Source organism: Kitasatospora sp. NPDC051853, assembly GCF_044452665.1.
In the GTDB taxonomy this organism is placed as follows: domain Bacteria; phylum Actinomycetota; class Actinomycetes; order Streptomycetales; family Streptomycetaceae; genus Kitasatospora.
In genome coordinates, this window is the sequence record NZ_JBITBY010000001.1 from 293,866 (window position 1) to 319,715 (window position 25,850).

Consider the following 25,850-nt stretch of genomic DNA (forward strand, 5'->3'; position numbering starts at 1 on the left):
GGTTCGCCGAGCGCGGGCACGCGGTCCAGACGGCTCGGGGCGGCTCACGGAAGCGCGGGGGGCTCGGCCGGTGCTCCCGGACGCCCCCCGCGCCACCACCCCTGGCGGCGCGGGGGAGTGACGCCCGGTCAGGAGGTGAAGCTGAGCGAGCCGTCCCGGCGGCCGCGGGCGGCGAGCGCCTGGAAGGTGAGCCGGGTGAGCAGCAACCAGCCTGCGGCGACGGCGAGTTCGAGCAGGGCCTGACTGATCGCGGTGGAGGCCTGGCCGCCGTGGATCGCGGCCCGGACGGCTGCCAGGCCGTGGGTGAGCGGCAGGACCTGGGAGAGCCACTCGACGGGGGCGGGGAAGGAGGAGGCCGGCACGTTGACCCCGCAGCAGACGGCCAGGACCAGGAACCCGAGGTTGGTGAAGAAGCCCCGGTACTTGGGGTGCCGGAAGGCGACCGCCGCGGTCATGCAGCCGAAGCAGTAGGTGCTCAGGCCGATCAGGAGCAACAGGGGTGTCAGCGGCAGGAGTTGCCACCAGGACCAGGGCACCGGGAAGAACAGCGAGGTGACCACGAAGATCAGGTTGCAGCTGACCGTCCCGGTGAACACCCACTGCAGGCCGCGGCCCAGGTAGATCGCCCCCATGTTGGCCGGGGCGGAGACCAGGAAGGGCAGGGTGCCCTGGTACCAGTCGAGCGCCGCGGTGGTGTTGATCATCATGACCTCGAGGGCGATCACCCCGACGATGTTGCCGAGCAGGATGTACTGGGCCTGCGCGTCGGAGCTGGCGAACTTCCCCAGCAGGGCGAAGAAGATCACCTGGAACATCGAGCGGATCAGCCAACTGGTCAGCCAGGAAAGCGGCGTGTAGGTGGTCGGCAGTTCGGAGAGGCCGACCTTGACCGAGGCGGCGAGGACGCGCAGGTCGCTCATGCCAGGCTCACCGAGCCCGTCCGGCGGACCTTGGAGACCGTGTGGTTGACGGCCAGCACGCCGATCACCAGGGCGGCGGTGCCGAGCCCGAGGATCGCGCCGAACCGGGCCGGCACGTCCTCGACGGCGGTGCGGGTCACGGAGTCGCGCAGCAGGTCCGACCCCCAGGAGAGGAAGAAGGCCCGGGCGATCGGCTCCGTCCAGTCCGGCAGCACCGTGACCGGGAAGAGCACCCCGCCGAGGATGTAGAAGGGGTAGGTCATGATGCTCTCGAGCGAGTGGATGTTGCGGCTCAGGATGAAGAGCGCGGAGAGCGCGGTGGCCGTCGCGGCGGTGGCGTAGACGGTGGCCAGCAGGGCGCCGGCCGCCATCCACGGGTGCTCGACGGTCAGCGGTGCGCCGAAGGCCAGGTTGGCGATCAGCGCCGACTCGAAGAGGGCGAAGGCGCCGATCAGGATCACCGGCAGGATGCGGCCGCAGACCACCAGGGTGAACGACCGCGGTGCCGCGAGCACCAGTTGGAGCGTGGACATGTAGCGCTCGTTGAGGATGACGCCGCCGGCCACGTAGACCGCGACGAACCAGATGCCCATCAGGCCGGTGCCGATCACCGTGGAGGTCATCAGGTCGGGCCGGCCGGCCTGGTCGACGATGGAGAGGAAGATGACCGAGAAGACCGGGCTGATCAGGACGATCATCAGGTGCTCGGGGGCACGGATGCTGGTGCGCCACTGGACCAGGGCGGCGGCGGCGATGACGCGCAGGCTCATACCGTCAGACCCCGCCCGCCGACCAGCTGCACGTACACGTCCTCCAGGCTGGGGCGGCCGGTCTGGATGGCGGTCACGCCGCGGTCCAGCAGGTACCGCATGGTGCCGGTGAGGTCCTCGGCCGAGTGGACGTGCACCCGGTGCACCCCGTCCTGGTCCAGCCGGTCGACCCGCTCGACGCCCGGCAGGGCCTTCAGGTCGTCGGCGATGGAGGCCTGTTCGGGCTCCAGCGTGACGTCGATCCGGTCGTGGCCGCTGAGCACCCGGCCGACCCGGTCGGTCCGCTCGGTGAGCAGGATGCGTCCGTGGTCGATCAGGGTGATCCGGTCGCAGAGCGCCTCGGCCTCGCGCATGTCGTGGGTGGTCATCAGGATCGTGCGGCCGTCGGAGCGCAGCTGCAGCAGCAGCTCGCGGAACTCCCGGGCGGCCACCGGGTCCATGCCCACGGTCGGCTCGTCGAGCAGCAGGACGCTCGGGTCGCCGATCAACCCCCGGGCCAGGTGCAGCCGTTGGCGCATGCCCCGGGAGTAGCGCTCGACCGGCTCGTCGGCCCGCTCGGACAGGCCCAGGCGCTCGAGCAGCTCGGCCACCCGTGGCTTGATCACGGCGGGCTTGACCCGGTAGAGGGTGGCCCAGAAGGTCAGGTTCTGCCGGGCGGTGATCCGGTCGTAGAGGCCGCGGTCGCCGCCGAACACGATGCCGATCTTCTGCCGCACCCGGACGGTGTCGGAGACGACGTCCAGTCCGTCGACCCGGGCGGAGCCGGAGGTCGGCAGCAGGATGGTGCTCAGGATCTTGGTGAGGGTGGTCTTGCCGGCACCGTTCGGGCCGAGCAGGCCGTGGGTCTCGCCCGTCCCCACGGTGAAACTGATGTCGTCCAGGGCGACCGCGCTGCCTCTGCGCCGCCCCTTGCCGGTCTGGAACTCGCGCCGGAGCTTCTCGACCTCGATCATGGCTCACATCCTGGAGTGTTCAGTGCACGAATCACACGACCCCCATGCTCTGCGTTGCCCGGCCGGCCGTGCCCGGGTCCTCCCGGGCAGCCGTCGTCGAGCAAGATCGGCGGCGTGAACTGTAACATGTCAACCTCCTTGTTCAACAGGCTCGTTGGGGACACTTCGGGGGGAGATCGTTCCGTTTCGGCCGTCTCCCGGGACATGGTTGACGGGGCGTCGGAATTGCCGTGGACTCGGTCCGACAGCCGATGCCTGGGTGGGGAGTGACGGGATGCTGGCGATCGTCGGGGCGGGCCTGAGCGGTGCGGCCGTGGCGCGGGAGCTCGACGGGAGGGGGGTCGAGTACCTGCTCCTGGAGGCCGGCCCCGACCTCGGGACCGCCCACGTCGGGGCCGCCGCGGAGACCGAGGGGCTGGCCGATCCGGCCGCCGACCCGAGCTTCCGGCCCTTCGACGGCTCGCCCGGCTCGCCCTACGGGCCGCTGGCCGGCTACCGCGCCCGGGTCGGCGGCCGGGGCCTGTACTGGCGCGGGATCTGCCTGCGGATCGAGGAGCGGGCGCTGGCCGACTGGCCCGAGCCCGTCCGCCGGGCGCTGGAGGAGCGGTGGTACCCGGAGGTCGAGGAGGAACTCGCGCGGTGGTCCGGCGGCGCCCTGGCGGCGCCGAGGTCGGCGGACGAGGAGCGCCTGCTGGCCGAGGTGGAGAAGGCCGGGCACCGGGCGGTGCCGACGCCGCGCGCGGTGCGCTTCGGGGAGGGCGGCCGCTGGTCGGCCTATGCGCCGGTCGGCGCGGTGGACCCGGCCCGGATCAGGGCGGACAGCCGGGTCTCCCGGATCGCCGCCCGGCCCGGCGGCGGCTTCCTGCTGGACCTGCCCGGCGAGCGGCTGGCCGCCGACGGCGTGGTGCTGGCGGCGGGCCTGTTCGAGAACGCCCGCCTGGTGGACGGACTGCTGGGCCGGCGCGGCGAGTTGAGGATCGTCGACCACGTGGCGAGCGGGTTCGTCGCGGTGCGCCCGGGGGTGGAGCACGGCCCCCGGGACGCTTCGGTGTACGCCGGTTTCCACCCGGCGGCCTCCTCCAACCTCTTCGTCGAGTCGCTGCCGGCCGAGGGCGGGACGCTGCTGGACGCCTGGGCGATGGGCGAGCAGGTGCCGGAGGCGGCCGGGGTGCTGGCGGAGGGCAGGGTGTCGCTGGACGGTCCGGCCCGGGTGCTGCTGGACGCCGTGACGGGGGGTCAGCGGGAGTTGCTGGCCCGGCTGGCCGAGGGGCTGGGCCTGGGGGCGGTGCGAGGGGCCGGTCCCGGCTTCGACGAGGCGCTGGCGCGGGCCGCCGCCGAACCGGGAATGGCGGTCGGATACCTGGCCGGAATAGGCGAGTTGGACCACGAGAGCTCGGGTCTGGCGCTCGGCGGGGCCCTGGTGGACGAGGCCGGAGCGCTGCGCGCGGCCCCGGGGGTGCACGTGGTGGGCCCGTGCCTGTTCCCCCGGGCGGGTGCCGCCAATCCCACCCTGACCAGCCTCGCGCTGGCCCGGTACGTGGCCGGATCGGTCGCCTCCCGGATCTGATCGGATGTGTACCGGACAACTGGTGCGCGGCTGGGCTAGGGTGACCCGAGGGAGATCGAACAGCCTTTTTGCACAAGGTCGTTGAAGCGTCGTTCAGTCGAACAAGGAGCAGCAGTGGGCGTACCGGCGATTCCCGATTCGGTCGACAGCACCTCCCGGGAGAGCGTGGAGGAGTTCCTCCTGGCCGTCTGGACACGGGCGTTGAACGTCGGCGAGATCACCGTGGAGGACAACTTCTTCGAGCTCGGCGGCGACTCGCTGGTCGCCCTGGAGATCCTGGTGGCGATCGACGAGGCCATCGAGTCCGAGGTCGGCATCACCGAGCTCTACGAGCAGCCGACCGTCCGCGAGTTGGCCGGTTACATCGTCGGGGCGGGTGCCCGCTAGCGCACGGGTGAAGGGGCGGACGTGATGAACGGCTACACCCAGGTGGACACCGCGGTGGTCGGGGACGGGCTGATCGGCCTGTCGACCGCCGTACAGCTGGAACGGCGGGGCATCTCCACCGCGGTCATCGGAGGGCCGGCCGAGGGCCAGGCCTCGCACGCCGCGGTCGGCATGCTCACCCCGGCGTGCGAGTACGACCCGTGGATGCCGGGCGAGTTCTACGACCTGCTGAAGGCGGGGCTCGACCACTACCCGCGCTTCCTGGAGGAGCTCGGGCTCGCCCCCGAGGAGGTCGGCCACCGGCCGACCGACTTCACCCTGCTCGACCTGGCCGAGCGCGAGGAGAGCCTCCGCGAGCGGATCGGGTGGATGGAGAAGCTCGGCATCACCTGCGACTGGCTCGGCCGGGCCGAGGTCTGCGAGCGCGAACCGGCCCTGACGCCGGTCGCGTTCCACGGCGCGATCCGGATCGGGAACGAGGCGGTGGTCAACCCGCGGGCGCTGCTGGGCGCGCTCAGGGCGGGCACCGGGGTGCCGCTGCTGGGCGGCGGCCTGGTGCGGGTGGCCGACGACGGCGCCCGGTTCCGGCTCACCACCGGAGAGGGTGACGACGTGGTGGCCGAGCGCGTGGTGCTCGCCGCCGGGGCGTGGAGCGGCACGGTGGGCCGGATGTTCGACCTGGACGTCCCGGTCTGCCCGGTGAAGGGGCAGATCATCCGGCTCTCCGGCGAACCCGGTCTGATCGACAGCGTCATCTTCATGCCGAGCGGCGGCTGCGGCTCGGTCGTCGAGCGCTCGCCCGGCGAGTACGTGGTCGGCACCAGCGAGGAGTACCTGCGGCCGACCGCGGACAACACCGCCGGGGTGATCGGCGCGATCCTCCACCGGCTCTGCACCGTCATCCCGGCCGCCGCCGAGTGGCGGATCGAGGAGACCTGGAGCGGGTTCCGGCCGATGACCTCGGACGAGCTCCCGGTGCTGGACCTGGTCCACGACGACCGGATCGTGGTGGCCACCGGTCACCACCGCAACGGCGTCCTGCTCGCGCCGGTCACCGGCCGGGTGGTCGCCGACCTGCTGGAGGGCACCGACCCGGGCCTGGACCTGTCCCGGTTCGCCCACGGCCGGCCGCTGCGGCCGCACACCCGGTTCGCCACCAAGTACTGAGCACTCCGAGGACCGACCCACAGGAGCTTCCGGTGAGTTCATTCCGTGTGCACGCCGCCGAGCCGGACGCCCACGAGACGGCGGCGCTCCAGGCCTGGAGCGCCGCCCACCTCCCCGAGGTGGAGCGCTGGGCCTTCCGCCGCCGAGTCGCCTACCCCGACCGGGTGCTGGCCGGCATCCGGCGCCGCTACGCCGACGCGGTGCAGCCCCCGGGGGACGGCTGGCAGCAGCCCGTCCGGCCCGCGGAGCGTCCGGGCTTCCTGGACGACCTGGAGCGGGACCTGCTGATGTACGCCGCCTCGCTGGCCGAGGGGCGGGTCGACGACCTGACCGTCACCGTGGTGCCGGACGGGCCGGTGGCCGGGTACGCCCCGGACACCCGCCGGCTGTTCCTGCCGGACTGGCTGGTGGGGACGGCGGCGGACCGGCTCTTCCCGGCCTCGCCCCTGTTCCCCGAACCACCGTCGGCCACGCTCTCGTGGCTGTTCTTCCAGAGCCTGGTGCTGGCGCCGGAGACCGGGACCGTGGCGCACGTGCTCGGCATCCGCGAGTCCGACTGACGGCCGGGGCCCGGCCGCGCCCCGGCCGGGCCCCGGACTCCGCCCGGAGCCTCAGAGTTCGGCCAGCAGGTCCAGGATCTCCAGGTCGCGCGGGTTGTTGATCTGGGCGTAGAACCGGGTGGCCCCGGCCGCCCGGTACTCCGCGAGCACCTCGGCGATCTCCTCCGGAGTGCCGACCGCCCCGTAGCCCTCGATCTCGGACACCGGTTCGCCGGTGTCCGAGACCCGGCGGGCCAGCGCCCGCGGATCCCGCGCGGGGCAGAGCACCAGGGAGGCCGAGAGCACCACCGCCCCGGGGTCGCGGCCGGTCCCCGCGCAGGCGTCGAGCAGCCGGCCGCGCGCGGCGCGCACCCCGTCCGGGTCGGTGAACGGCACGTTGTACTCGTCCGCGAAGCGCGCGGCCAGCCACGGGGTGACCCGCTTGCCGGTGCCGCCCACCAGCAGCGGCGGACGCGGGCCCTGACGGGGCTTCGGCAGTGCCGGGTTGGCCTCCAGCCGCACGTGCCGCCCGTGGTAGTCGAGCTCGCCCGGCGCGTCCCAGAGCCGGGTGATCGCCTCCAGCGCCTCCTCCAGGAGCTCGAAGCGCTCCTTGACCGGCGGGAAGGGCAGGCCGAAGGCCCGGTGCTCGCGCTCGTACCAGCCCGCCCCGAGGCCGAACTCCAGCCGGCCGCCGCTCATTTCGTCCACCTGCGCGGCGACCAGCGCCAGCACGGCGGGCTGGTGGAAGGTGACCGCCGACATCATGGTGCCCAACCGGATCCGTTCGGTCTCCCGGGCCAGCCCGGCCAGTGTGGTCCAGGCGTGCAGCGGCCCCGGACCGGGGGCGCGGTCCCCGATCCGCACCAGGTGGTCGGCCGTCATCAAGGCCTCGAAGCCGAGCAGTTCGGCCCGGCGGGCGAAGGCGAGCACCTCGGCGTAGGTGGTGCCCTGCTGTGGTTCCAGCAGCAGACGGAGCGTCATGCCGTTCCTCTCGGTAGCTCTCGCAGGACGTCGAGGCAGCGCTGGGCCGCCTTCCCGTCCCCGTACAGGGTGATGCCGGGCCGGCGCATGGCCTCGTACGCGACCGGGTCGCCGAGCAGCCGGGTGACCTCGCGGACGATCGCCCCGGGATCGGTGCCGACCAGCAGGGCACAGCCCGCCGCGACGCCCTCGGGCCGCTCGGTGGTGGAGCGCAGCACCAGCACCGGGGTGCCGAGCGAGGGGGCCTCCTCCTGGACGCCGCCGCTGTCGGTGAGCACCAGGGCGGCCCGCTCCATCACGGCGACGAACTCGGAGTAGCCGAGCGGCTCGCAGAGCAGCACCTGCTCGTGGTGGCCGAGCTCCTCGTGGAACACCTCCGCCACCGCCGGGTTGGGGTGCAGCGGCACGACCACCCGTAGGTCCGGGTCGGCCTCGCAGAGCCGGGCCACCGCCCCGGCCACCCGGCGCATCGGGGCGCCCCAGGACTCGCGCCGGTGCATGGTGAGCAGCAGCAGCCGGGGCTCGGTGGCCATCCGCGCCAGCGCCCGGTCGCGGAACCGCACCGGCCGGTCCAGGGTGAGGCGCAGGGCGTCGATCACGGTGTTCCCGGTGACGTGGACGCCGGCCGGGTCGAAGCCCTCGGCGAGCAGGTGCCGGGCGGCCTGTTCGGTGGGGGCGAAGTGCAGGTCGGAGACCTGGGAGATCAGCCGCCGGTTGATCTCCTCGGGGAACGGCTCCTGCCGGTTCCCGGTCCGCAACCCGGCCTCCAGGTGGGCGACCGGGATGCGCTCGCAGACGGCGGCGTAGGCGGCGGCGAACGCGCTGCTGGTGTCCCCCTGGACGACCACCACGTCCAGCCGCTCCTGCCGGAAGACCTCGGCGATCTCCCGGATCACCCGGCCCGCCATCGCGCTCAGACTCTGGCCGGGTTGCATCACCGCCAGGTCGTGACGGGGTTTCAGGCCGAACAGCTCCCCGATCTCCTGCAACACCTCGCGGTGCTGGCCGGTGGAGACCAGCACCGGGTCGAAGCCCTCGTCGGCCTCCAGGGCCAGGGCCAGTGGGGCCAGTTTGATGGCCTCCGGCCGCGTGCCGTAGACCACACCAACGCGCAGTGGCATCCGCTTCCTCCCCGAGCGTCACACCGTTGCGGGCCGCACCGCCGGACGCGGTGCGACGGTCTGTCAGGCGCCGCCGCGCGCGGCCGCGGTGATCCCGGCCGCACCGGCCCCGGCCGGGGTGATCCGCGCCGACATGGCGCCGACGGCCTCGGCCAGGGCCGCGTCGCAGGACCCCCGGTCCGGCGCGGCCACGATCACGTAGCCGCAGCGCGCCATGTAGCCGCGGGGCGGCACGGCCACCCTGGTGCCGGGGGCGAGCAGCGGGCCGCTGTCCACCAGCCGGGGCAGCGACCCGGGGGCGGGCAGGGTGACCGAGTCGACGGTGCCGTCCCGGTCCGCGTACAGGAGTTGGTGCGCCGCGCTGCGGTGCTCGGTGCGGCGCAGGTCGGGCGGCTCGCCGCAGGCCAGCGCGGCCGCGATGGCCGCGCCGTCCAGGCCGGTGGCGAGCTTGGCGATGTGCGGGATGAAGTCGCCGGCCAGCCGCCCGTTCACCTCGACGATGACCGGCCCCCGGGAGGTCAGCTTGATCTCGGTGTGGGTCATCGCGTTGCGCAGGCCGAGCGCGGCCACCGCCTCGCGGACCGTCCCGATCAGTTCCTCGTCGTCGAGCAGCGGATCGTCGGCGTGCACGGTCTGCCCGGTCTCCTCGAAGTACGGGGCGGGGCCGAAGCGCTTGAGCACGACGTAGAGCGGCTCGAGGCGCCCGTCCACCACCGCCGAGTCCACCGAGACCTCGGGCCCGTCCAGGAACTCCTCGACCAGGACCACGTCGCCGTGGTGCCGCGCCCCGGTCCGGGACGCCGAGGCGGCGGTCCGGAAGGCCTGCGTCAACTCCTCGGCGGAGCGCACCAGGACGACGCCGATGCTGCCCGCCAGGCCGCGCGGTTTGACCACCACCGGGTAGCCGAACCGCTCGGCCAGCCCGGCGGCCTCCTCCGGCGTGGCGGCGGAGCCGTAGCCGGGCTGGCGCACGCCCGCCGCGGTGAGCAGCTGCCGGGTGCGGCGCTTGTCCCGGCAGTTCTCCGCGACGCCCTCGCCGAGCGAGGGCAAACCGAGCCGGTCGGCCAGCCGGGAGGCGGCGGAGAGGAACATCTCCTCGAAGGTCAGCACGCCCCGCACGCCGTGCTCCTCCGCCAGCCCGTCGACCACGGAGGTGAGGAAGTCCAGCTTGGTGCTCACCCGGGCCGCGTTGAGCGCGGGGACCACCGTGTGCCCGGCCAGGTACGGGAGTTGCCAGCTCGGCGCCCGGTCGGTGAGCAGCCACAGGCGCTGCCCGGCGAGCGAGCGCAGCAACGCCTCCCGGTACTCCCGGGGCCCGGTCCCGACCAGCAGGAGCACCGGTCCGCCGGGTGCCGGGCCGGCACCGGGCCCGCTCACAGGCCCAGGCCCGACCGGAGACGGTCGCAGAGCTCGGTGGCGTAGCCGGTGACGGTGTCCGGCTCGAACTGGTTGGTGCTGTAGAACCAGACCACGGTGAACCTGCCCTCGTCCACCAGCAGGTCGACGCCGTGCACGTGCTCGCGCAGGCCGGTGCTGGTCTCGTCCGGGCCGGGCGACTCCGGGGCCGGCTGGAGCAGCGCGGCCGGATCGGTCGGTTTGGTGCGGCCCTGGTAGTTGACGGTGACGTCCGGCTCGCCCAGGCCCGCCAGGTCGGCCCGCTGCTCCCGGTCCTCGTTGACGTAGCGCAGCAGCCCGAAGCCGCTGCCCGCCAGCGGCACCGCGGCCAGCTGCTCGCCGATGCTGTCGCGCTGGGCCAACAGCCCAGCTCCCCGAGGGAGTTCCAGGGTGACGGGATAGCGGGTGGAGAGCCAGCCGGCCGTCCGCCGCACCTGCGGCTGGCCGGGCAGGCCGTGCCGGCCGTGGCCGATCATGTTGGTCCGCAGCCGGCCGGAGCCGTCGTCCAGCACCGGCACCAGCGCCGCGATCACCGTCTCCAGCAGGCCGGAGGAGCGCCCGGCCACGCTGGCGCCGCGGATCAGCGCGGCGGTCTCCTCCGGAGTCATCGAGACGGTGGCGATCCCGGTGGTGGCCATGGTGTTCTCGCCCGGCTTCTCCCGGACGACCGGCGGGCAGGGGCGGCCGATCTTCAGCCAACTGCCGTGCTGCTCCACGATCTCCGGGGAGTGGGCGTACTCGTACAGCCAGGCGGCGTACTCGTGCGCGCCGACCGCGGGGGCGAGCCCGGGGAGCGGGCGGCCCGCGATCAACTCGCGGCAGGCCGTCTCGAACTCGCTCGCCAGCACGCCGTAGCCGACGCCGTCCGCGACGAAGTGGTGCACCACGACCAGCAACCGGAAGGTGCCGTCCCGCCAGGCGATCCGGGCGAGCCGGACCAGCGGGGCCCGCTCCAGGCGCAGGCTCTCCTGGACCCGGGTGCAGTAGGCGGTGAGCGCCTCCGGGTCGGTGGCCCCGGAGAGGTCGACGTCCTCGACCGGGAACTCCTCGTACTCCGGCACCACCAGGCCCGTCCCGTCGGCGCCGCCGGTGGGGCCGAGGTGGAGCCGCAGGCCCTCGTGCCGGTTGACCACCCAGCGGATGGCGGTGGCCGCGATGCCGGCGGTCAGCTCGGCGGGGACCGAGTAGAGCGCGACCTGGTTCCAGTGGTGGGCGCCGGGCAGGCCCCGGGTGAGGAACCGGGACTGCTCGGGCAGGAGCGGGACGACACGGCTGGCTGAGCTGTTCACGGTGGCAGACTCCCAGGTGGTGGGTTGACGCGGGGTCAGGTGTCCGGCCGGGCGGGAGGGACCGCCCGGTCAGGCGTGCAGCAGGGCGTGCCGGAGCGGGAGCTCCCGACAGCCCCGGGCCCGCTTGGTGCCGAGGGCGCCCAGGCCGAAGTAGACGGTGGACAGGCCGCGGGAGAGGCAGTACTCCACCGGCTCGTAGTAGACCACGTTGAAGTAGGCGAAGGCCCCCGGCGGGAGGCGCTCGTAGTCGGTCGCGGTGGCCCGGGCGTACAGGCCCCGCTCCCACTCGTAGCCGAGCATCGCCGAGACCAGGGCGCCCTCGGCGTCGCGGCAGGTGAACAGCCGCGCGTGCCCGGGGTCGTCCTCGAAGGTGTCGGTCAGGTAGCGGCGCAGGCCCGGGACGGTGGCCCGGCTGCCGTACTTGCGCTCCACCTGGGCGAGCGGGCCGGCCAGCTGCCCGGCGCAGCCGGGGCGGACCTCCTCGACGGCCAGGGTCAGGCCCAACTCCCGTAGCGCGGCGCGTTCGTGACGGATGCTCACCCGCCGGTGGCTGGGCAGCGTGGACAGGTAGTCCTCGAAGCCGCCGCCCGCCAGTGCGAGCACCGCCTCGGAGGGCGCCGGGGCCGAGCACCGCACCGTGCCCGCGGCGGTCAGCGCCCCGAGCGCCTCCTCGGGCAGGTACGGCGCGACCAGGGCCTGCGCCCCCAGCTCCTCGCAGGCCCGCAGGGCGGCGCGGACCAGCTCGGCGACCACGGCCGGGCGCCGCTCGGCGGGGACGGCGCCGGAGACCAGCAGGGGGTTGCGGTAGCCCCGGCGGGCGCCGAACAGGGCGTACCGGACCCCGGGGCCGAAGGCCTCGGCGAAGCGCTGCTGGCCGTAGGACTCGGTGAGTTCGTACTTGGTGAAGCTGACCGGCGCGGCGGCGAGCAGCTCGGAGCCCTCGTCGGGACCGGAGCGGAGCAGGACGTAGCGGGTGGCGAGGCCGGGCATCGACTCGTGGGCCAGCAGCCAGTGGTGGGAGGAGTGGAAGGCCCCCTCGCCGGCCAGCGCGTCCCACTCCCGGGGGTCGACCCGGCGCAGGCCGTCGACCGTCTCGCCGTGCGTCGCGGGGCCGGTGCGGGACCGGGGACCGGTGTGCGTCACGGGCCGTTCACCCCTCCCGGCCGGGCCGGGCCCGGGTCAGCAGCAGCCGCCCGAGCTCCTGCGGATCGGGGTGGGCGAAGACGTCGCCGGGGGAGCAGTCCACGCCGAACTCCTCCGCCAGCACCGCGCAGAGCTCGGCGGCGCCGGTGAGGTCGAGGCCCCCGTCGATCAGGTCGCGGCCGGGGTCGGCGGTGGTCCCGGAGAGCTGCGCGGCGGTGAGGCCGATCCGCCGCACCAGTGCCTCCAGGGTGGCGGCGGCGGGCTCGGCTGGGCCCGACGGGGTGCGGGCCAGCAGGCGGCGCAGGGCGGTGCGGTCGGTCTTCCCGGTGGCGAGCCGGGGCAGCCGGTCCACCGGCACCACGCGGGCGGGGACGGCGGGGCTGCCGAGCCGGTGGAGCACGTGGGTGCGCAGGGCCTGGGGATCGACCGGCTCGCGCAGCACGACCAGCGCCCCGAGGCGCAGGGCCGGGCCGGTGCGCTCGCCGACCACCACCGCCTCCGCCACGGCGAGGTGGGTGCGCAGCACGCCCTCCACCTCGTGGAGGTTGACCCAGACCCCGTTGAGCTTGACCCGGCTGTCCAGCCGGCCGAGCAGCACCAGGCCCTCGGGGCGCAGGACGCCGAGGTCGCCGGTGCGGAAGGTGACCAGGCCGGCGTCGCGGCGGAACCGCGCCGCCACCTCGGGACCGGGGTCGCCGAGGTAGCCGAAGGAGCCCTGGGGGGTGGTGATGACCACCTCGCCCGGCGCGCCCTCCGGCTGCCCGGCACCGGTCTCGGGGTCGACGACGGTCACGAGGGTGCCGGGCAGTGGACGGCCCACCGGGACGGCGCCGTCGGCCTGGTCGGCCGGGACGCGGTGGTGGAACTTGGCGAGGGTGGTCTCCGAGGGGCCGTAGAGGTTGACCACCTGCTGGGCCGGGCCGGTCTCCGCCCGCCAGCGCCGGGCCAGTTGGGCGTCCAGCGGCTCGCCGGCGAAGAAGGTGGCGCGCAGGGCGGGGGTGCCGGCGGCCTTGGCGGCCCGGGCGGCGGTCAGCCAGTAGCGGGCCAGCGAGGGCACCACGTGCAGCACGGTGGCGCCCTGCTCGGCCAGCCAGCCGAGCACCCGGCTCGGGGCCACCTCGGGCGGTGGGCAGAGCAGGGTGGCACCGCTGGTGAGGGTGGTGACCAACTCCCGGTAGACCACGTCGAAGTCGAGGCCGGTCAGGGCCGGCACCCGGTCCTCGGGCGACCAGTCGTACGCGGTGCGCTGCCAGGCCGCGAAGGCGGCCAGCGCGGACTGGCTGCCCAGGATCACCTTGCGGTGGCCGGTGCTGCCGGAGGTGCGGACCAGGTAGCCGCCGCCCGCCGCGGCGATCTCGGCGCGGTGGGCGGGGAGTTGGCGCAGTGCGGCGGCCAGGTCGGCCGGCAGGGGCCGGTCGGTGCTGTACCCGGTCTCCTCGGTGCGGCCCGACGACACGGTCAGCAGCGGGACTTCCTCGGTCGGGCCGGCCGCGGCCGCCGGGCCGTCGCCGTCCAGCCAGACCACCGCGCCGAGACGCCAGGCGCCGAGCAGGTGGGCGGCCAGCGGCCCGCCGACCGGGCCCCGCAGGCGCACCGGGACGCCGGGGCCGACGCCGTGTGCGCGCAGCACCGCGGCGGCGGCCCCGGCCGCCACGGCGAGCTGACCGTACGTCAGGGTGCCGGTGGGGCCCGGGTGGCCGATGAGGGCGGGGTGGTCGGGGTGCCGCTCGGCGGCGAGGAGGAATTCGTCGATGATGCGGCCGGGGCCGGAAGGCTCGGCGTGTGCCACGCAGATCTCTCCTAACGAGGAGCGGTGCTGCCGGACATGATCACGAGCGGCCAGTGTACGACAGCGGAGCGCGATTGGTCCGAACATGGCGAAAACACGAGGTCGGGTGGCCGTCGAGGGTCCCATGGGCCTTCTCTCGGAAGGGGATTGACACTCGGTGATCAAAGGTTAGTCTGTAGCGAGCGTCTGTCACCGACGATCTGATGGTCCAACTCCCTTGGCATCAGCTCGAATCGAACCCGCCGAGGATGGGCAGTCACGCATGACACCGACGTTCCACGTCAGGCTCGGCAACACTGAGTGGTCGGCCTGGCGCGAGGCACTGTTGCGCAGCACCGGCTTCCCCTCCTCCGGCCTGGTCCGGTTCGCCTCCCCGGCGTGCGCCCGCGGCGCGGACGAGTTCCTCGACGGGAGGGCGGACCGCGAGGCCTTCGAGGCGGTCTTCTCCGCGACCGTGGCGGCACTCTCCACCGAGGTCAACCGGGTGGCCGCCGAGCCGTTGCTGCGCGAGGCCATCACCTGGCAGAGCCCCGCCGTGGCGGGGCTGCTGGACTCGTTGCTGCGCAACCCCGAACCGATCCGGCGCAACGCCAAACGGCGGTACCGCGAGGAGCAGTTGTCGAGGTTCTGGCAGCGCTACTGCGCCAAGGCCGAGACCATCGGCTTCTTCGGGCCGTCGCGGTGGATCACCCTCGCCCCGGAGCGGCCCCGGACCACCGCGGTGCCCGGCCCGGGGCTGGTGGACCGCCGGGTGGTGTTCCTGGAGCCCTGGGCGGTCATCGCGTACGGCGAATGGCTGGCCACCGAACCCGAGTTGCGCCGCTGGCTGCCGCCGGCCCGGCACCCGCACCACCTGCTGGAGGGGGGCCGGGTGACCAGGCCGGGCCAGTCCGCGGCGCCGGTGACCGAACGCGAGGCAGCGGTGCTGGACAGCTGTGACGGCACCCGTCCGGCGGTCCTGATCGCCCGTGAACTCGCCGACGGGGCAACCGGTTTGACGGAGGACGAGGTGTACCGGGTGCTGGCCGGCCTGGTCCGCCGCAGACTGCTCACCTGGGACGCCAACGTACCGGTCGGCTCGGCCGGTGAGGACGTGCTGGACGCGCGCATCGCGGCCATCGGCGATCCCGCCCTGCGCGAGCGGGCCGGCGCCGGGCTGGCGCGGCTGCGCGCGGCCCGGGACGCGGTGGCCGCGGCCGCCGGTGACCCGGCGGCGCTGGCGGCCGCGCAGGAGCGGCTCGGCAGCGAGTTCACCGCCATCACCGGCCGGGAGGCGCGGCGGCGCAGCGGCGTGGCCTACGCCGGGCGCGGCCTCTGTTACGAGGACACCAACCGCGACCTCGAACTCACCCTGGGCGCCGACCTGTTGGACGAGGTGGCGGCCCCGCTGGACGTGGTGCTGCAGGCGGCCCGCTGGCTCTCGGTGGCGATGGCCACCGCCTACGACCGCGAGCTCACCCGGCTGGTCCGGGAGCACCCGGACGGGGCGGACGGCCTCACCCTGGCCGACATCTGGACGCCGACGCTGCGGCTCTTCCTCGGCGCGGGCCAGAAGCCGGCGGACGTGGTGATGAAGGAGTTCGTCGACCGCTGGGCGGAGCTGCTCGGCCTGGACGGGGCCGGGACGGAGCAGCCCGATCTGCTGCTCTCCTCGGCCGAACTGGCAGGAAGAGCAAGCGAGTTGTTCCCCGCCACCGGGCCGGGATGGGCCGGCGGCCGGGTGCACAGCCCCGACCTGCACGTCTGCGCCCCCTCGGTGCGGGCCCTGAACGACGGTGACTTCCTGGTGGTGCTGGGGGAGTTGCACGCTTCGGTGGGCACCATGGAGGGCCGGCTGTTCGGCTGGTCGCTGGACGATCCGCAGAGCGTGGTGGAGCGGCTGGCACAGGACCAGGGCGGTGGCCGGGTGCTGCCGCTGTTCCCGGTGATGTGGCCCCGCAACGCCGGGCGGACGGTGCCGGTGGAGTACGCCGCCGACGACCACCTGCTCGGCTTCTCCCCGGCGCCCGGCGCGGAGCTCGACCGGACCAGCTCGATCGCCGGGGTGCGGCTGTCGGAGCGGGACGGCCGGGTGCTGGCCACCGTGGGGGAGCGCGAACTGCCGCTGCTGGACGTGCTCTCGGCCTTCCTGGCGATGAAGACCGCGGATGCCTTCAAGCTGGTCTCGGCCGGCGAGCACACGCCCCGGATCACCCTGGACCGGCTGGTGCTGTTCCGCGAGACCTGGCGCACCACCGCCGAGGAGACCGACCTGCTGCCGGTCCGCAGCGAGCAGGAGGAGTTCCTGGCGGCCCGCCGCTGGCGGCACCGGCACGGGCTGCCCGAGCGCTGTTTCGTGAAGATCTCCACCGAGACCAAGCCGTTCTACCTCGACCTGACCAGCCCGCTCTTCGTCTCCTCGTTCTGCGCCGGGCTCCGGGCGGCCCGCAGGTCCACCAGGGAGGACATCACGGTGACCGTGACCGAGATGCTGCCCGACCCGGACCAGGCCTGGGTGCCCGGCCCCGGCGGCGAGTCCTACTTCGGCGAGATCAGGATGCACGTGGTCGACCCGCGACCCTGCGTCGACCTCACGGACTGAGCTCCGCAGCAAGGCAGTTGGCGCCACCGCAGCAGTTGTCCCGTTGTCGTGTCCGCGCGCCCACCGGTGGCGCCGGGAGATTTGGGGGTCCTGTGTGAGCCGTGCTCTGGAAGTTTCCGACAACTCGTCGGACGACGTACACCTCCCGTTCGGCGGCCCGGTCTACGACGACCGGGAGATCGAGGCCGTGGTCGGGGCGCTGCGCTCCGGGGACCTCGCCACCGGCCGGATCACCAAGGCCTTCGAGGCCGAGTTCGCCGAGACCTTCGGCTTCGCCCATGCCGCCGCCGTCACCTCGGGCAGCACCGCCAACCTGCTGGCCCTCGCCGCCATGCTGGAGCTCGGCCGGATCGCCCCCGGCGAGCGCGTGGTGGTCTCCGGCGCCACCTTCGTGGCCGCCGTCTCCCCGGTGGTCCAACTCGGCCTGGTCCCGGTCTTCGTGGACCTCGCGGAGGGCGACCTCAACCTGGACCTCGACCTGGTCGAGCGGGCCGTCACCGAGCACGGGGCCCGCGGCCTGCTGGTCCCGCACGCCCTCGGCGTCGCCCTCCCGGTCGACCGCCTCGCCGAGATCAGGCGCCGGCACGGTGTCTTCCTGATCGAGGACTGCTGCGAGTCCCTCGGCGCGGCCCACGGGGCAACCCCGGTGGGCGCGGCCGCCGACGTGGCCACCTTCAGCTTCTACGCCGGCCACCACCTGACGATGGGTGAGGGCGGGGTCGCGGCCACCCACGACGCCGAGACCGACGCCATGCTGCGCAGCCTGCGCGCCTTCGGCCGCAGCCCCGACTACGCCGGCGGGCGATTCGCCTACCCCGTGGACGGACGCGCGCTGGCCCCCGAGGAGCGCTACGTCCACCTCCGGCTCGGCTACAACGGCAAGTTGACCGACCTCCAGGCCGCCTTCGGCCGGGTGCAGCTCACCCGCCACGCCGAACTGGCCGAGGCCCGCCGGGAGACCGCCCGGGCGCTGACCAAGGTGCTGGCCGACCACGGCTGGCAGGTGCTCGGCGACCCCTGCGCGCCCACCGCCTCGCCGTTCGCCGTCGCCGTGCTGGTCCCGCCGGGGCGCCGCAACACCGACGTGGCCGAGGTCCTGCTGCGCCACGGCATCGACTTCCGCGGCTTCCTGGGCGCCTCGCAGGCGCACCAGCCCTGCTTCGACCGGTACGAGACCGTCGTCCACCAGCCCTACCGGCACGCCGTCGAGGTGGCCGAGCGCGGGCTCCTGCTGGGCTGCCCGCCCGGCATCGACCGCGCGGCGGCCGTCGCCGCGCTCCGTGCAGCCCTGGAGGCGCTGGCATGAAGATCCTTCTGGTGGCCGAGAAGTACCCGCCCGTGGTCGGCGGCGGGGAGACCCACCTCCAGCAGCTGGCCGAGGGCCTGGCCGCGCGCGGACACACCGTCACCGTCTGCACCGAGGCCGTGGAGGACGGACCGGACCGCGCGCTCTACCGCGAGGGCCCGGTCCGGGTCCGCGAGGTGACCGGACTGGTGGCCGCCTGCCAGCGGATGGACGCCAAGGAGGCGCTCACCAGCCTGCACCGCGAGCTGACCGCGACCGACGCCGACGTGGTCCACGTCTTCAACTACGTGCCCGCGCTGCTGGTCAGCTGGCTGCGTCCGGTGATCGACGCCAAGCTCGCCGTCTCCCTCTTCGAGACCCACATGCCCGGACAGCGGATCTTCGACCTCTGGGGCGAGTACGGCATCGAGCGCGCCCTCCAGCGCGGCCTGGTGGACAACCTGCGGGCCGACGCCATGGTCTGCGGTTCGCAGGCCTACCGGCGCTGGGCACTGGACGCGGGCTTCTCCGACGAGTCGATCAGCGTGGTCGAGTTCGGCACCGACCTGGACCGCTTCCGGGAGGACAAGGCGGCCCGGGCCGAGTGGCGCCACCGCCGCGGGATCGGCGAGGAGGAGACGCTCTTCCTGGTGCCCGCCCGTCCCGTCCCGCGCAAGTGCATCGAGGACGCCGTCCGGGCCTTGGCCGTGGTCGCGGCCGAGCACCCGTCGGTCCGGCTGGTGCTGACCGCCCCGACCGGCCGCAGCGTGGACGCCTACGTCGAGTCGCTGCGCACGCTGGCCGGCGAACTCGGCGTCGCGGACCGGGTGGTGTGGGAGGAGGGCGTCTCCTGGCACGGCATGCCGGAGATCTTCGCGGCCGCCGACGCCGTCGTGCTGCCCTCCTCGCACGAGGGCTTCGGGATCGCCCTGGTCGAGGGCATGGCCAGCCGCAAGCCCGTGATCACCTCCGACGTGGAGGGCCACGACGAGGTCATCGAGCACGAGCGCACCGGTTTCCTCTACCCGGCCCGCGACGTCCAGGCGCTCGCCCGGCAGATGGGCCGGGTGATCGGCACCGACCTGGGGACCCTGCTGGACGACGCCCAGGCGGAGGCCGTCGCCCGGTTCTCCTCCGCGGCGGTCGCCGCCGGACACGAACGCGCCTACCTGTCGGCGCTGGCGAAGAACTGACGCGGACGCAGCCGGCCGAGGAGACGTGAGATGACGACGACCGACCAGACCCTGACCCCTGACGGCCCCGCACCGGGCCACCCGGACCCGGGGGCCCCGGACCGCCGGGCCGCCACCGACCCGGCCGGCCGCTCCGCCGCGCTGGCCGAGGGCGTGTCCCGCTGGCTGCGCGGCGGCCAGGCCCAGCACCCCGACGGAGCCTACGCCGGCTGGCACACCGCCGACGGCCGGCTCTCCACGCCGTACCCGGAGATCACCGGCTACGTGCTCACCTTCCTCGCCAACGAGGAACTGGACGAGGCCGAGCGGGCCCGGGCCGACGCGGCGGCCCGCTGGCTGGTCGAGCGGATCGAACGCGGTGACCACACCTGCCGCTTCGACCGGCCCGACGGGGTCTACCTGTTCGACCTCGCGATGATCACCAACGGCCTGTTCGCCCACGGGCGGCGGACCGCCGACCGCCGGACGGTGGCCGCCGCCCGGACGGTCGCGGCCTACCTGCTGGAGCACCTCGGCGAGGGCCCGATGGTCGGCGGGGCCGGGCCCGGGGGCCCCGGGCCCACCTGGTCCACCGAGGGCCGCGCCCACCTGCTCAAGCTGCTCCAGGCCCTGGTCGCCGCCGACCTGCACGGCGTCCCCGGCGCCGCCGAGGCGGCCGAGCGGCTGGCCGCCGGCGCCGAGGAGCTCCGGCCACCGAGCGGCACCGCCCCGGTCGAGACCTGCCCCGGCAGCGAGCTGGTCAGCCTGCACGCCGCCTGCTACGCGGCCGAGGGGCTCTGGGTCTGGGCCGAGGCCCGGCGTGACCCGCGGGCGCGCGAGCAGGCGGCCCGGATCGTCGAGTGGGTCTGGCAGCAGCAGCTCCCCGACGGCGGCTTCCCCACCTACGCGCACCGCGACGGCGGCCCGGTCGGCGACCGCTGGCAGTCCGACGTGCTCTCCCAGGCCATCCGGCTGGCCCTGCTGCTCGGGCTGGAGCCCAAGGGCCTGAGCGCCGCGGCGGAGGCACTGGCCGCCAGCACCACCACGCATCCTGACGGGCGGTCAGCCGTCCTCTACTGGCCCCGGGCGGAGGAGGCCCACAGCAACAGCTGGAGCAGCATGTTCGCCCACCAGGCGCTGCTCCTGCTCAGCGGCCGGCCCGCGCCGGCCTGGCACGCGCTGGTCTGAGACCGAACGGCGCCCGGGGCGGGGAGGTGCTCCGTCCCGGCCGTTGCCGCAGCCGCAGTCGCAGCCGTTGCCGCTGCCGTTGCCGCTGACGCCCGCCGTCGTACGGGCCCCGCCCCCGATCAGCCGCCGGTCCGCGCCGGCCGGAAGGAGACCCCCACCGTGAGCAAGTCCGTGTTGCTGTCCACCTTCCAACCCGTCCCGCCGGTCGACTACACCCACGCCGAGGGCGCCTGGGTGCACACCGCCGACGGCGGCCGGCTGCTCGACGCGGCCAGCGGCCTGGTCTGCGTCAACATCGGGCACGCCCACCCGCACGTGCTGGAGGCGATGACCCGTCAGGCCGCCGTCGCCACCTACGCCTCGCCCGGCGCCCTGCGGCCGGCCCTGCAGGAGGAGCTGGCCGTCCGGCTCGGCGCCGCCGTGGGACGGGCCGGGGACGGCGTCAGCCTGGCCTGCTCGGGCACCGCCGCCGTCGAACTGGCCGTCAGCTACGCCAAGTCGATCCAGCGTGCCCGGGGCGAGACCGGCCGCCACCACGTCCTGACCGCCACCCTCGGCTACCACGGCAACAGCGCGCTGGCCCTCGGCCTCTCCGGCCACCGGCGCCGCCGCCCCGAGCCCGTCGACGCGCTGGGCCTCGGCCCCGCCTTCGACCCGCCCTACCCCGGCCACCACCGCGGCTGCCCGTACGGGCACTGCCGCGCCGAGTGCGTGTCGGCCGTGCGCGACGCCATCCTGGAGCGCGGCCCCGAGACCGTCGCGGCCGTCCTGGTCGAACCGGTCAACGGCACCACCGGCGGCGCCTACACGCCCCCGCCGGGCTACCTCTCCGCGCTGCGCCGGCTCTGCCACGAGCACGGCGTGCTGGTGATCCACGACGAGGTGCTCACCGGCCTCGGCCGGACCGGCCTGCCGCTCGGCGCCGACCACGACCCCGGCGGCGCCGCCGACCTCGTGGTGCTGGCCAAGGGCCTGTCCGCCGGGTACCTGCCGCTCTCGGCCGTCCTGGTCGACGAGGCGGGGACGGAGGCGCTGCGCTCCTCGGGGCGCCCGCTCCCGCTGATGGGCACCATGTCGGCCAGCCCGCTCCAGGCCGCCGTCGGCCTCGCGGTGCTCGATGTGCTCCAGGACCTCGGAGCACTCGAGGCCGGGGTGCTGCGTGGCGGCGAACTGACCTCCGCCGTCCGGAGGTTGGCAGACCTGCCGGCCGTGGTCCGGACCCGGGGGGTGGGGTACTTCCACGCGGTGGAGCTGGTGCCCGGCGGCCAACGGGCCGCACTGGCCCACGGCCGTGAGGCCGGGCTGCTGCTCTACCCGTTCAACGGCTTCAACCCGGACGGCAGCGGCGAAGGGGTCATCATCGCCCCGCCGCTGACCAGTACGTCCGAGGAGATCGGCTTCCTGGCGGAGGCGGCCCGCACGGCGCTGTCCCGCATCCCTGCGAGCGAGTGAGGCACCCCACCTGATGTCGTCCACCGAACCGCCCGAGCGGTACTGGGCCGACCGCCCGGTCCTGGTCACCGGGGCCGACGGCTTCGTCGGCTCGCACCTCACCGAGGCCCTGGTCGGCCTCGGCGCCCAGGTCACCGCCGTGGTCCGCCGGGTCTCCGGCACCCAGGTCACCAACCGCCTGCGCAACCTCCCCGCCCCCGCCGTCGCGGCCCTGCACCGCCTGGTCCACCTGGACCTGGCCGGCCCCTCGGCCGTCACGGTGCTCAGCGGACTGGAGGCCGCCACCTGGTTCCACCTGGCCGCCGACGCCTACGTCCCCGCCTCGCTGGAGCAGCCCGCCAGCGTGGTGCAGACCAACCTCGGCTCCACCCTCAACGTGCTGGAGGCCGCCCGGCTGAGCGGCCCCGAGCACCTGCTGGTGACCAGCTCCAGCGAGGTCTACGGCACCCAGCCCGACGCCATCACCGAACAGCACCCGCTGATGCCGGCCACCCCGTACGCCGCCTCCAAGGTGGCCTGCGACCGGCTCGCCTGGTCCTACCACCACACCTACGGCACGCCGCTGACCATCGTCCGGCCGTTCAACTGCTACGGCCCCCGGCACGTCTACGACGCGGTCCCGCTCTTCCTCGCCAAGGCCCTGCGCGGCGAGCCGATCACCATCAACGGCACCGGCGCGCAGACCCGCGACCTCACCTACGTGGCCGACACCGTCGAGGCCTTCCTCGCCCTCGGCCGGCTCCCCGGCACCGGCGAGGCCTACAACATCGGCACCGGGGTGGACCACAGCGTGACCGAAACCGCCCGCCTGGTGGTCGAACTCACGGGCTCCCGCAGCGAGGTCCGGTACGGTCCGCCCCGCCCCGGCGAGGTGATGAAGCTCCAGGCCGACCCGGCCAAGCTGACCCGCACCACCGGCTGGGCCGCCAAGTACGACCTCGCGGCCGGGCTGGCCGCCAACCTGGAGTGGATGCGCGAGAACGTGGAGCGGGTGTGGCCGACACGATCCTGATGGACGCCGGGGGCGTCATCTTCAACAACGTCACCGAGGAGACCGACTTCCTGGAGCGGCTGGCGGAGCGTCACCACGCGGACCCCGCACGGCTCCTGGCCGAGCTGGACGCCCGGGACGCCGCCTACGAGGTCGGCCGGGCCCACGTCCACGACGTGTTGACCGAGGCGCTGGTCGCGGCCGGGGCGCCGACCGGCCTGCGGGTGGACCCGCAGTGGCTGGACGCCCTCTACCGGGACTGCGTGGTCCCCCGTCCGGGTGCCTTCGCCGCCATCGCCGAACTCCGCCGCCACCGGCCCGACCTGCTGCTGGTACTGGCCAACAACGAGGCCGAGCACTGGGACGCCGTCAAGGACCGCGCCCACGGCCACCTGGGCAGGTTCGACGTGGTCGCCTCCTCCTGGCGGGTCGGGCGGGTCAAGCCCACGGCGGAGTTCTTCGCCGCGGTCGCCGAGCGCTGCGGCCGGACACTGGAGCGGGCCGTCCTGATCGACGACAACCCCGAAGTCACCGGCGCGGCCGGGCGCTTGGGAATCGGTACGCTGCTCGCGGACACACCGGAGGCCCTCGCTGCGGGGATCGCCCGGTTGCTGGAAGCACGTTCGGAGCAGAAAAGGTGAAATCGGCGTGACCGAGGTCGAGTTGAAGGTCCGGTTCGGGGTCGACGACAAGGAGCTGTCCGCACTGCACGAACGGGCTTTCAGCCCGGACGCCACGGACCTCCCGGACGGGGAGACCACCGTCACCCCGTGGGCCAGCCGCCTGGAGCGGCACAGCCTCACCTGGATCGGCGCCTTCGACTCCGACCGGCTGGTCGGCTTCGTGCACGCGGTGTGGGACGGCGGCAAGCACGCCTTCGTGCTGGACACCGCCGTCCACCCCGCGTACCAACGCCTGGGCATCGGCAAGCGCCTGGTGGACGAGGTCACCGAGGAGGCCTTCCGGGCCGGCTGCGACTGGGTGCACGTGGACTACGACCCCGAACACGTCGACTTCTACGAGGGCGCCTGCGGCTTCCGCGCCACCCCGGCCGGCCTGCGCTCCCGGCACTGGACGGCCTGAACCCCGGACCCGCCGGACCCGCCCCTGTGAGTTGCGCTACAGCGCCCCGAGCTGACTTGTCGGTACCGGGTCAGCTGCTTAGCCTGCTCCGAGTCGCCCGCTCCGCGCGGGCCCCTCCGGTGGGGCGCCGAATCCCGTCCACCCGCCGGCGGTCACTCGAGCACGGACACGGACGGGAGCGGGGGAACCAGGTCAGCCGCCTGCTGCCTCCGCCCGCGCACGTGCGTTCCGCGGTGGCCGCGGGCTCGGGGTGAAGCCGCGCCCACAGCCGGCCGGGCCGTACCTCCGGCCCGAACCCGACAGCTCACCTCGCAGGCGTCGCAGAGGACCTGTCCATGCGCTTTTCCGCCACACCTGTCAGGGTCGGCGCGGTGGCCGCAGCCGGCCTGCTCGCCATCCCGCTCCTGGTCAGCACCCAGGCGTCCGCCAGCGGCCCGACCGTGGTCGAGGACCGGATCACCCCGGCCCCGGCGGTCGCGGGCCCCTCGGTCACGGCCTCGCTCGCCGTGCACTCCTCGCGCTGCTTCACCGCGGACAGCCTCGGGGTCGCCGTCCGCGACGCGGCCGGCCGCCGACTGGACTTCCCGGGCGCGGCCCGCAACGTCCGGATCTGCCCGGGCGGGACCACCGTCACCACCGGCGCGCTGGACCTCCCGGCCGGTACCTACACGGAGTTCGGCCGCTGGCGTGGTCCGGACGGCCGCTGGCACAACCTCCCCGGGCACACGCTGACCGTCGGCCAGGCTCCGACGCCTACGCCGACTCCCACGCCGTCCCCGACGCCCACGCCCACGCCGACGCCGAGCCCGACTCCCACGCCGAGCCCGACGCCGACGCCCACGCCGTCCCCCACGGTCACGCCGTCCCCGACGCCCACGCCGACGCCCACGCCGAGCCCGAGTCCCACGCCGTCCCCGACGCCCACCGTGCCCGCCGGCATGCGCGCGCTGCCGGACCCCCTCTACGGGGTCACCGTCGACGACGTCTCCAAGCTCTCCGCCATCGTCGACGCCTCGCGCCACCTCGCCCGGACCCCGACCACCCGGATCGTCTTCGACGAGACCGAGGGCCCGAGCTCCTACACCGAGGCGGTCGACCAACTCCAGCCGGTCAGTTACCTGATGGGCGAGATCCTGGACTCGGAGTACGTCAAGAACTTCTCGGCCCAGGCCTACCACGACCGCGTCGCCCAGTACCTGAAGGCCTTCGGCGACAAGGTCGACCTCTGGGAGATCGGCAACGAGGTCAACGGCAACTGGCTGGGCAGCTACGCCGACGTCTCGACGAAGATCACCGATGCCTACCGGCAGGTCGAGGCGGCCGGCAAGCGCAGCGCGCTGACCCTCTACTACGACATCGGCTGCGGCAACGGCCCCTCCGAGCTCGACCCGCTGACCTTCACCAAGCAGTACGTGCCGGAGGACATGCGCAACGGCCTGGACTACGTGACGCTCAGCTACTACGAGGGCCAGTGCAACAACATCCGCCCCAGTGCGGCCACGTGGACCTCGTACTTCCAGCAGCTGCACGCCCTCTACCCGAACGCCAAGCTCGCCTTCGGTGAGATCGGCCTGCCCGACGCCGCGACCAGCGGCACCCAGGCGGCGGCCCAGTCGATGCTGACGTACTACTACGGCCTGAAGATCGACCTGCCGTACTACGTCGGCGGCCACTTCTGGTGGTACTACGCCGAGGACATGATCCCCTACAGCACCAAGCCGCTCTGGCAGACGCTCAACACGGCGCTCCAGGGCTGATCCCGACCACCCGTGGCCCGCTCCCCGTCGCCGGGGAGCGGGCCACGGGCATGAAGGGGCACGGCGGAGATTGGTGACAGATTGTCACAATTGAGCTAGGGTGGTCTGACCATTGGATCGGGAGAAGCGCACGGGGTCGATGCCGAACCGGCCGGTAGGGATGGGTTTTCAGCCCTCCGGCCCTGATGTCGGACGCTCTGTCAGGGGTACGGGCAGTTCGTTGCCCGGTACCACTCTCCGTGACCGATCGGAGGCGAGGAGGCCCCGCGCGCGGTGAGCCCTCGTCGAAAAGACGTGTAGTGACATGAGGAGCAGACATC

22 protein-coding genes and 1 riboswitch are annotated in these 25,850 nt (G+C 73.9%); of the genes, 13 read left to right on the plus strand and 9 right to left on the minus strand.

Annotation, left to right across the window (positions count from 1 at the left end; all coding sequences use genetic code 11):
- Nucleotides 1-128 precede the first annotated feature (128 nt).
- Genes ACIA8O_RS01390 through ACIA8O_RS01400 form a run of 3 tightly spaced genes read right to left on the minus strand, consistent with a single transcriptional unit; the run spans nt 129 to nt 2,643 of the window.
- On the minus strand, nt 129-920 hold the full coding sequence (locus tag ACIA8O_RS01390) for an ABC transporter permease (RefSeq protein WP_396291432.1): 792 nt from the start codon (nt 918-920) through the stop codon (nt 129-131).
- The gene (locus ACIA8O_RS01395; RefSeq protein WP_396291433.1) at nt 917-1,690 is read right to left on the minus strand and encodes an ABC transporter permease; all 774 of its coding nucleotides are present in this window, start codon (nt 1,688-1,690) and stop codon (nt 917-919) included. Before ACIA8O_RS01395 ends, ACIA8O_RS01390 begins: the two co-directional genes overlap by 4 nt.
- Nucleotides 1,687-2,643, minus strand: a complete 957-nt coding sequence (locus ACIA8O_RS01400) for an ATP-binding cassette domain-containing protein (protein ID WP_396291434.1) — start codon at nt 2,641-2,643, stop codon at nt 1,687-1,689. The genes ACIA8O_RS01395 and ACIA8O_RS01400 overlap by 4 nt, the downstream gene beginning before the upstream one ends.
- A gap of 274 nt (nt 2,644-2,917) precedes the next feature.
- On the opposite strand from ACIA8O_RS01400, the gene ACIA8O_RS01405 reads away from it, so the two are divergent.
- The 4 genes from ACIA8O_RS01405 to ACIA8O_RS01420 all read left to right on the plus strand — a co-directional run bounded on the left by ACIA8O_RS01405 (nt 2,918) and on the right by ACIA8O_RS01420 (nt 6,324).
- Entirely contained in the window at nt 2,918-4,210 is a 1,293-nt protein-coding gene (locus ACIA8O_RS01405) for an FAD-dependent oxidoreductase (RefSeq protein ID WP_396291435.1), read from the plus strand.
- A 114-nt stretch (nt 4,211-4,324) separates the two neighbouring features.
- Entirely contained in the window at nt 4,325-4,597 is a 273-nt protein-coding gene (locus ACIA8O_RS01410) for a phosphopantetheine-binding protein (RefSeq protein ID WP_396291436.1), read from the plus strand.
- A gap of 24 nt (nt 4,598-4,621) precedes the next feature.
- Nucleotides 4,622-5,764, plus strand: a complete 1,143-nt coding sequence (locus ACIA8O_RS01415; RefSeq protein ID WP_396291437.1) for an NAD(P)/FAD-dependent oxidoreductase — start codon at nt 4,622-4,624, stop codon at nt 5,762-5,764.
- Between the two features lie 32 nt (nt 5,765-5,796).
- Nucleotides 5,797-6,324 (plus strand): hypothetical protein, encoded by a 528-nt coding sequence (locus ACIA8O_RS01420; protein ID WP_396291438.1) that lies wholly within the window; start codon nt 5,797-5,799, stop codon nt 6,322-6,324.
- A gap of 51 nt (nt 6,325-6,375) precedes the next feature.
- On the opposite strand, the gene ACIA8O_RS01425 is transcribed toward ACIA8O_RS01420, so the two are convergent.
- The 6 genes from ACIA8O_RS01425 to ACIA8O_RS01450 all read right to left on the minus strand — a co-directional run bounded on the left by ACIA8O_RS01425 (nt 6,376) and on the right by ACIA8O_RS01450 (nt 14,021).
- Entirely contained in the window at nt 6,376-7,284 is a 909-nt protein-coding gene (locus ACIA8O_RS01425) for a TIGR03560 family F420-dependent LLM class oxidoreductase (protein ID WP_396291439.1), read from the minus strand.
- Entirely contained in the window at nt 7,281-8,405 is a 1,125-nt protein-coding gene (gene wecB / locus ACIA8O_RS01430; protein WP_396291440.1) for a non-hydrolyzing UDP-N-acetylglucosamine 2-epimerase, read from the minus strand. The genes ACIA8O_RS01425 and wecB overlap by 4 nt, the downstream gene beginning before the upstream one ends.
- Nucleotides 8,406-8,468: 63 nt before the next feature.
- Nucleotides 8,469-9,743, minus strand: coding sequence for an ATP-grasp domain-containing protein (locus ACIA8O_RS01435; RefSeq protein ID WP_396291441.1), 1,275 nt, complete (start codon nt 9,741-9,743; stop codon nt 8,469-8,471).
- 35 nt (nt 9,744-9,778) lie between these two features.
- A complete protein-coding gene (locus ACIA8O_RS01440) occupies nt 9,779-11,089 on the minus strand; it encodes a condensation domain-containing protein (RefSeq protein ID WP_396291442.1) in 1,311 nt (436 codons plus the stop codon).
- Between the two features lie 69 nt (nt 11,090-11,158).
- Complete coding sequence (locus ACIA8O_RS01445) at nt 11,159-12,232, minus strand: GNAT family N-acetyltransferase (protein WP_396291443.1); 1,074 nt, start codon at nt 12,230-12,232, stop codon at nt 11,159-11,161.
- 7 nt (nt 12,233-12,239) lie between these two features.
- Nucleotides 12,240-14,021: an AMP-binding protein gene (locus ACIA8O_RS01450; protein ID WP_396291444.1), complete on the minus strand. Its 1,782-nt coding sequence runs from the start codon at nt 14,019-14,021 to the stop codon at nt 12,240-12,242.
- Nucleotides 14,022-14,283: 262 nt separating this feature from the next.
- Between ACIA8O_RS01450 and ACIA8O_RS01455 the strand changes: the two genes are divergently transcribed.
- The 9 genes from ACIA8O_RS01455 to ACIA8O_RS01495 all read left to right on the plus strand — a co-directional run bounded on the left by ACIA8O_RS01455 (nt 14,284) and on the right by ACIA8O_RS01495 (nt 25,530).
- Nucleotides 14,284-16,602, plus strand: a complete 2,319-nt coding sequence (locus ACIA8O_RS01455) for a lantibiotic dehydratase (RefSeq protein ID WP_396291445.1) — start codon at nt 14,284-14,286, stop codon at nt 16,600-16,602.
- Between the two features lie 94 nt (nt 16,603-16,696).
- Nucleotides 16,697-17,908, plus strand: a complete 1,212-nt coding sequence (locus ACIA8O_RS01460) for a DegT/DnrJ/EryC1/StrS family aminotransferase (protein WP_396291446.1) — start codon at nt 16,697-16,699, stop codon at nt 17,906-17,908.
- A complete protein-coding gene (locus ACIA8O_RS01465; protein ID WP_396291447.1) occupies nt 17,905-19,080 on the plus strand; it encodes a glycosyltransferase family 4 protein in 1,176 nt (391 codons plus the stop codon). Before ACIA8O_RS01460 ends, ACIA8O_RS01465 begins: the two co-directional genes overlap by 4 nt.
- 30 nt (nt 19,081-19,110) lie before the next feature.
- A complete protein-coding gene (locus ACIA8O_RS01470; RefSeq protein WP_396291448.1) occupies nt 19,111-20,247 on the plus strand; it encodes a hypothetical protein in 1,137 nt (378 codons plus the stop codon).
- A gap of 159 nt (nt 20,248-20,406) precedes the next feature.
- Entirely contained in the window at nt 20,407-21,699 is a 1,293-nt protein-coding gene (locus ACIA8O_RS01475) for an aspartate aminotransferase family protein (RefSeq protein ID WP_396291449.1), read from the plus strand.
- A 13-nt stretch (nt 21,700-21,712) separates the two neighbouring features.
- Nucleotides 21,713-22,711, plus strand: a complete 999-nt coding sequence (locus ACIA8O_RS01480; RefSeq protein ID WP_396291450.1) for a dTDP-glucose 4,6-dehydratase — start codon at nt 21,713-21,715, stop codon at nt 22,709-22,711.
- The gene (locus ACIA8O_RS01485) at nt 22,693-23,331 is read left to right on the plus strand and encodes an HAD family hydrolase (protein WP_396291451.1); all 639 of its coding nucleotides are present in this window, start codon (nt 22,693-22,695) and stop codon (nt 23,329-23,331) included. Before ACIA8O_RS01480 ends, ACIA8O_RS01485 begins: the two co-directional genes overlap by 19 nt.
- Before the next feature lie 7 nt (nt 23,332-23,338).
- The gene (locus ACIA8O_RS01490) at nt 23,339-23,773 is read left to right on the plus strand and encodes a GNAT family N-acetyltransferase (protein ID WP_396291452.1); all 435 of its coding nucleotides are present in this window, start codon (nt 23,339-23,341) and stop codon (nt 23,771-23,773) included.
- Nucleotides 23,774-23,973: 200 nt separating this feature from the next.
- Nucleotides 23,974-24,106, plus strand: a riboswitch (cyclic di-AMP (ydaO/yuaA leader).
- 38 nt (nt 24,107-24,144) lie between these two features.
- Nucleotides 24,145-25,530, plus strand: coding sequence for a hypothetical protein (locus ACIA8O_RS01495; protein ID WP_396291453.1), 1,386 nt, complete (start codon nt 24,145-24,147; stop codon nt 25,528-25,530).
- Nucleotides 25,531-25,850 lie beyond the last annotated feature (320 nt).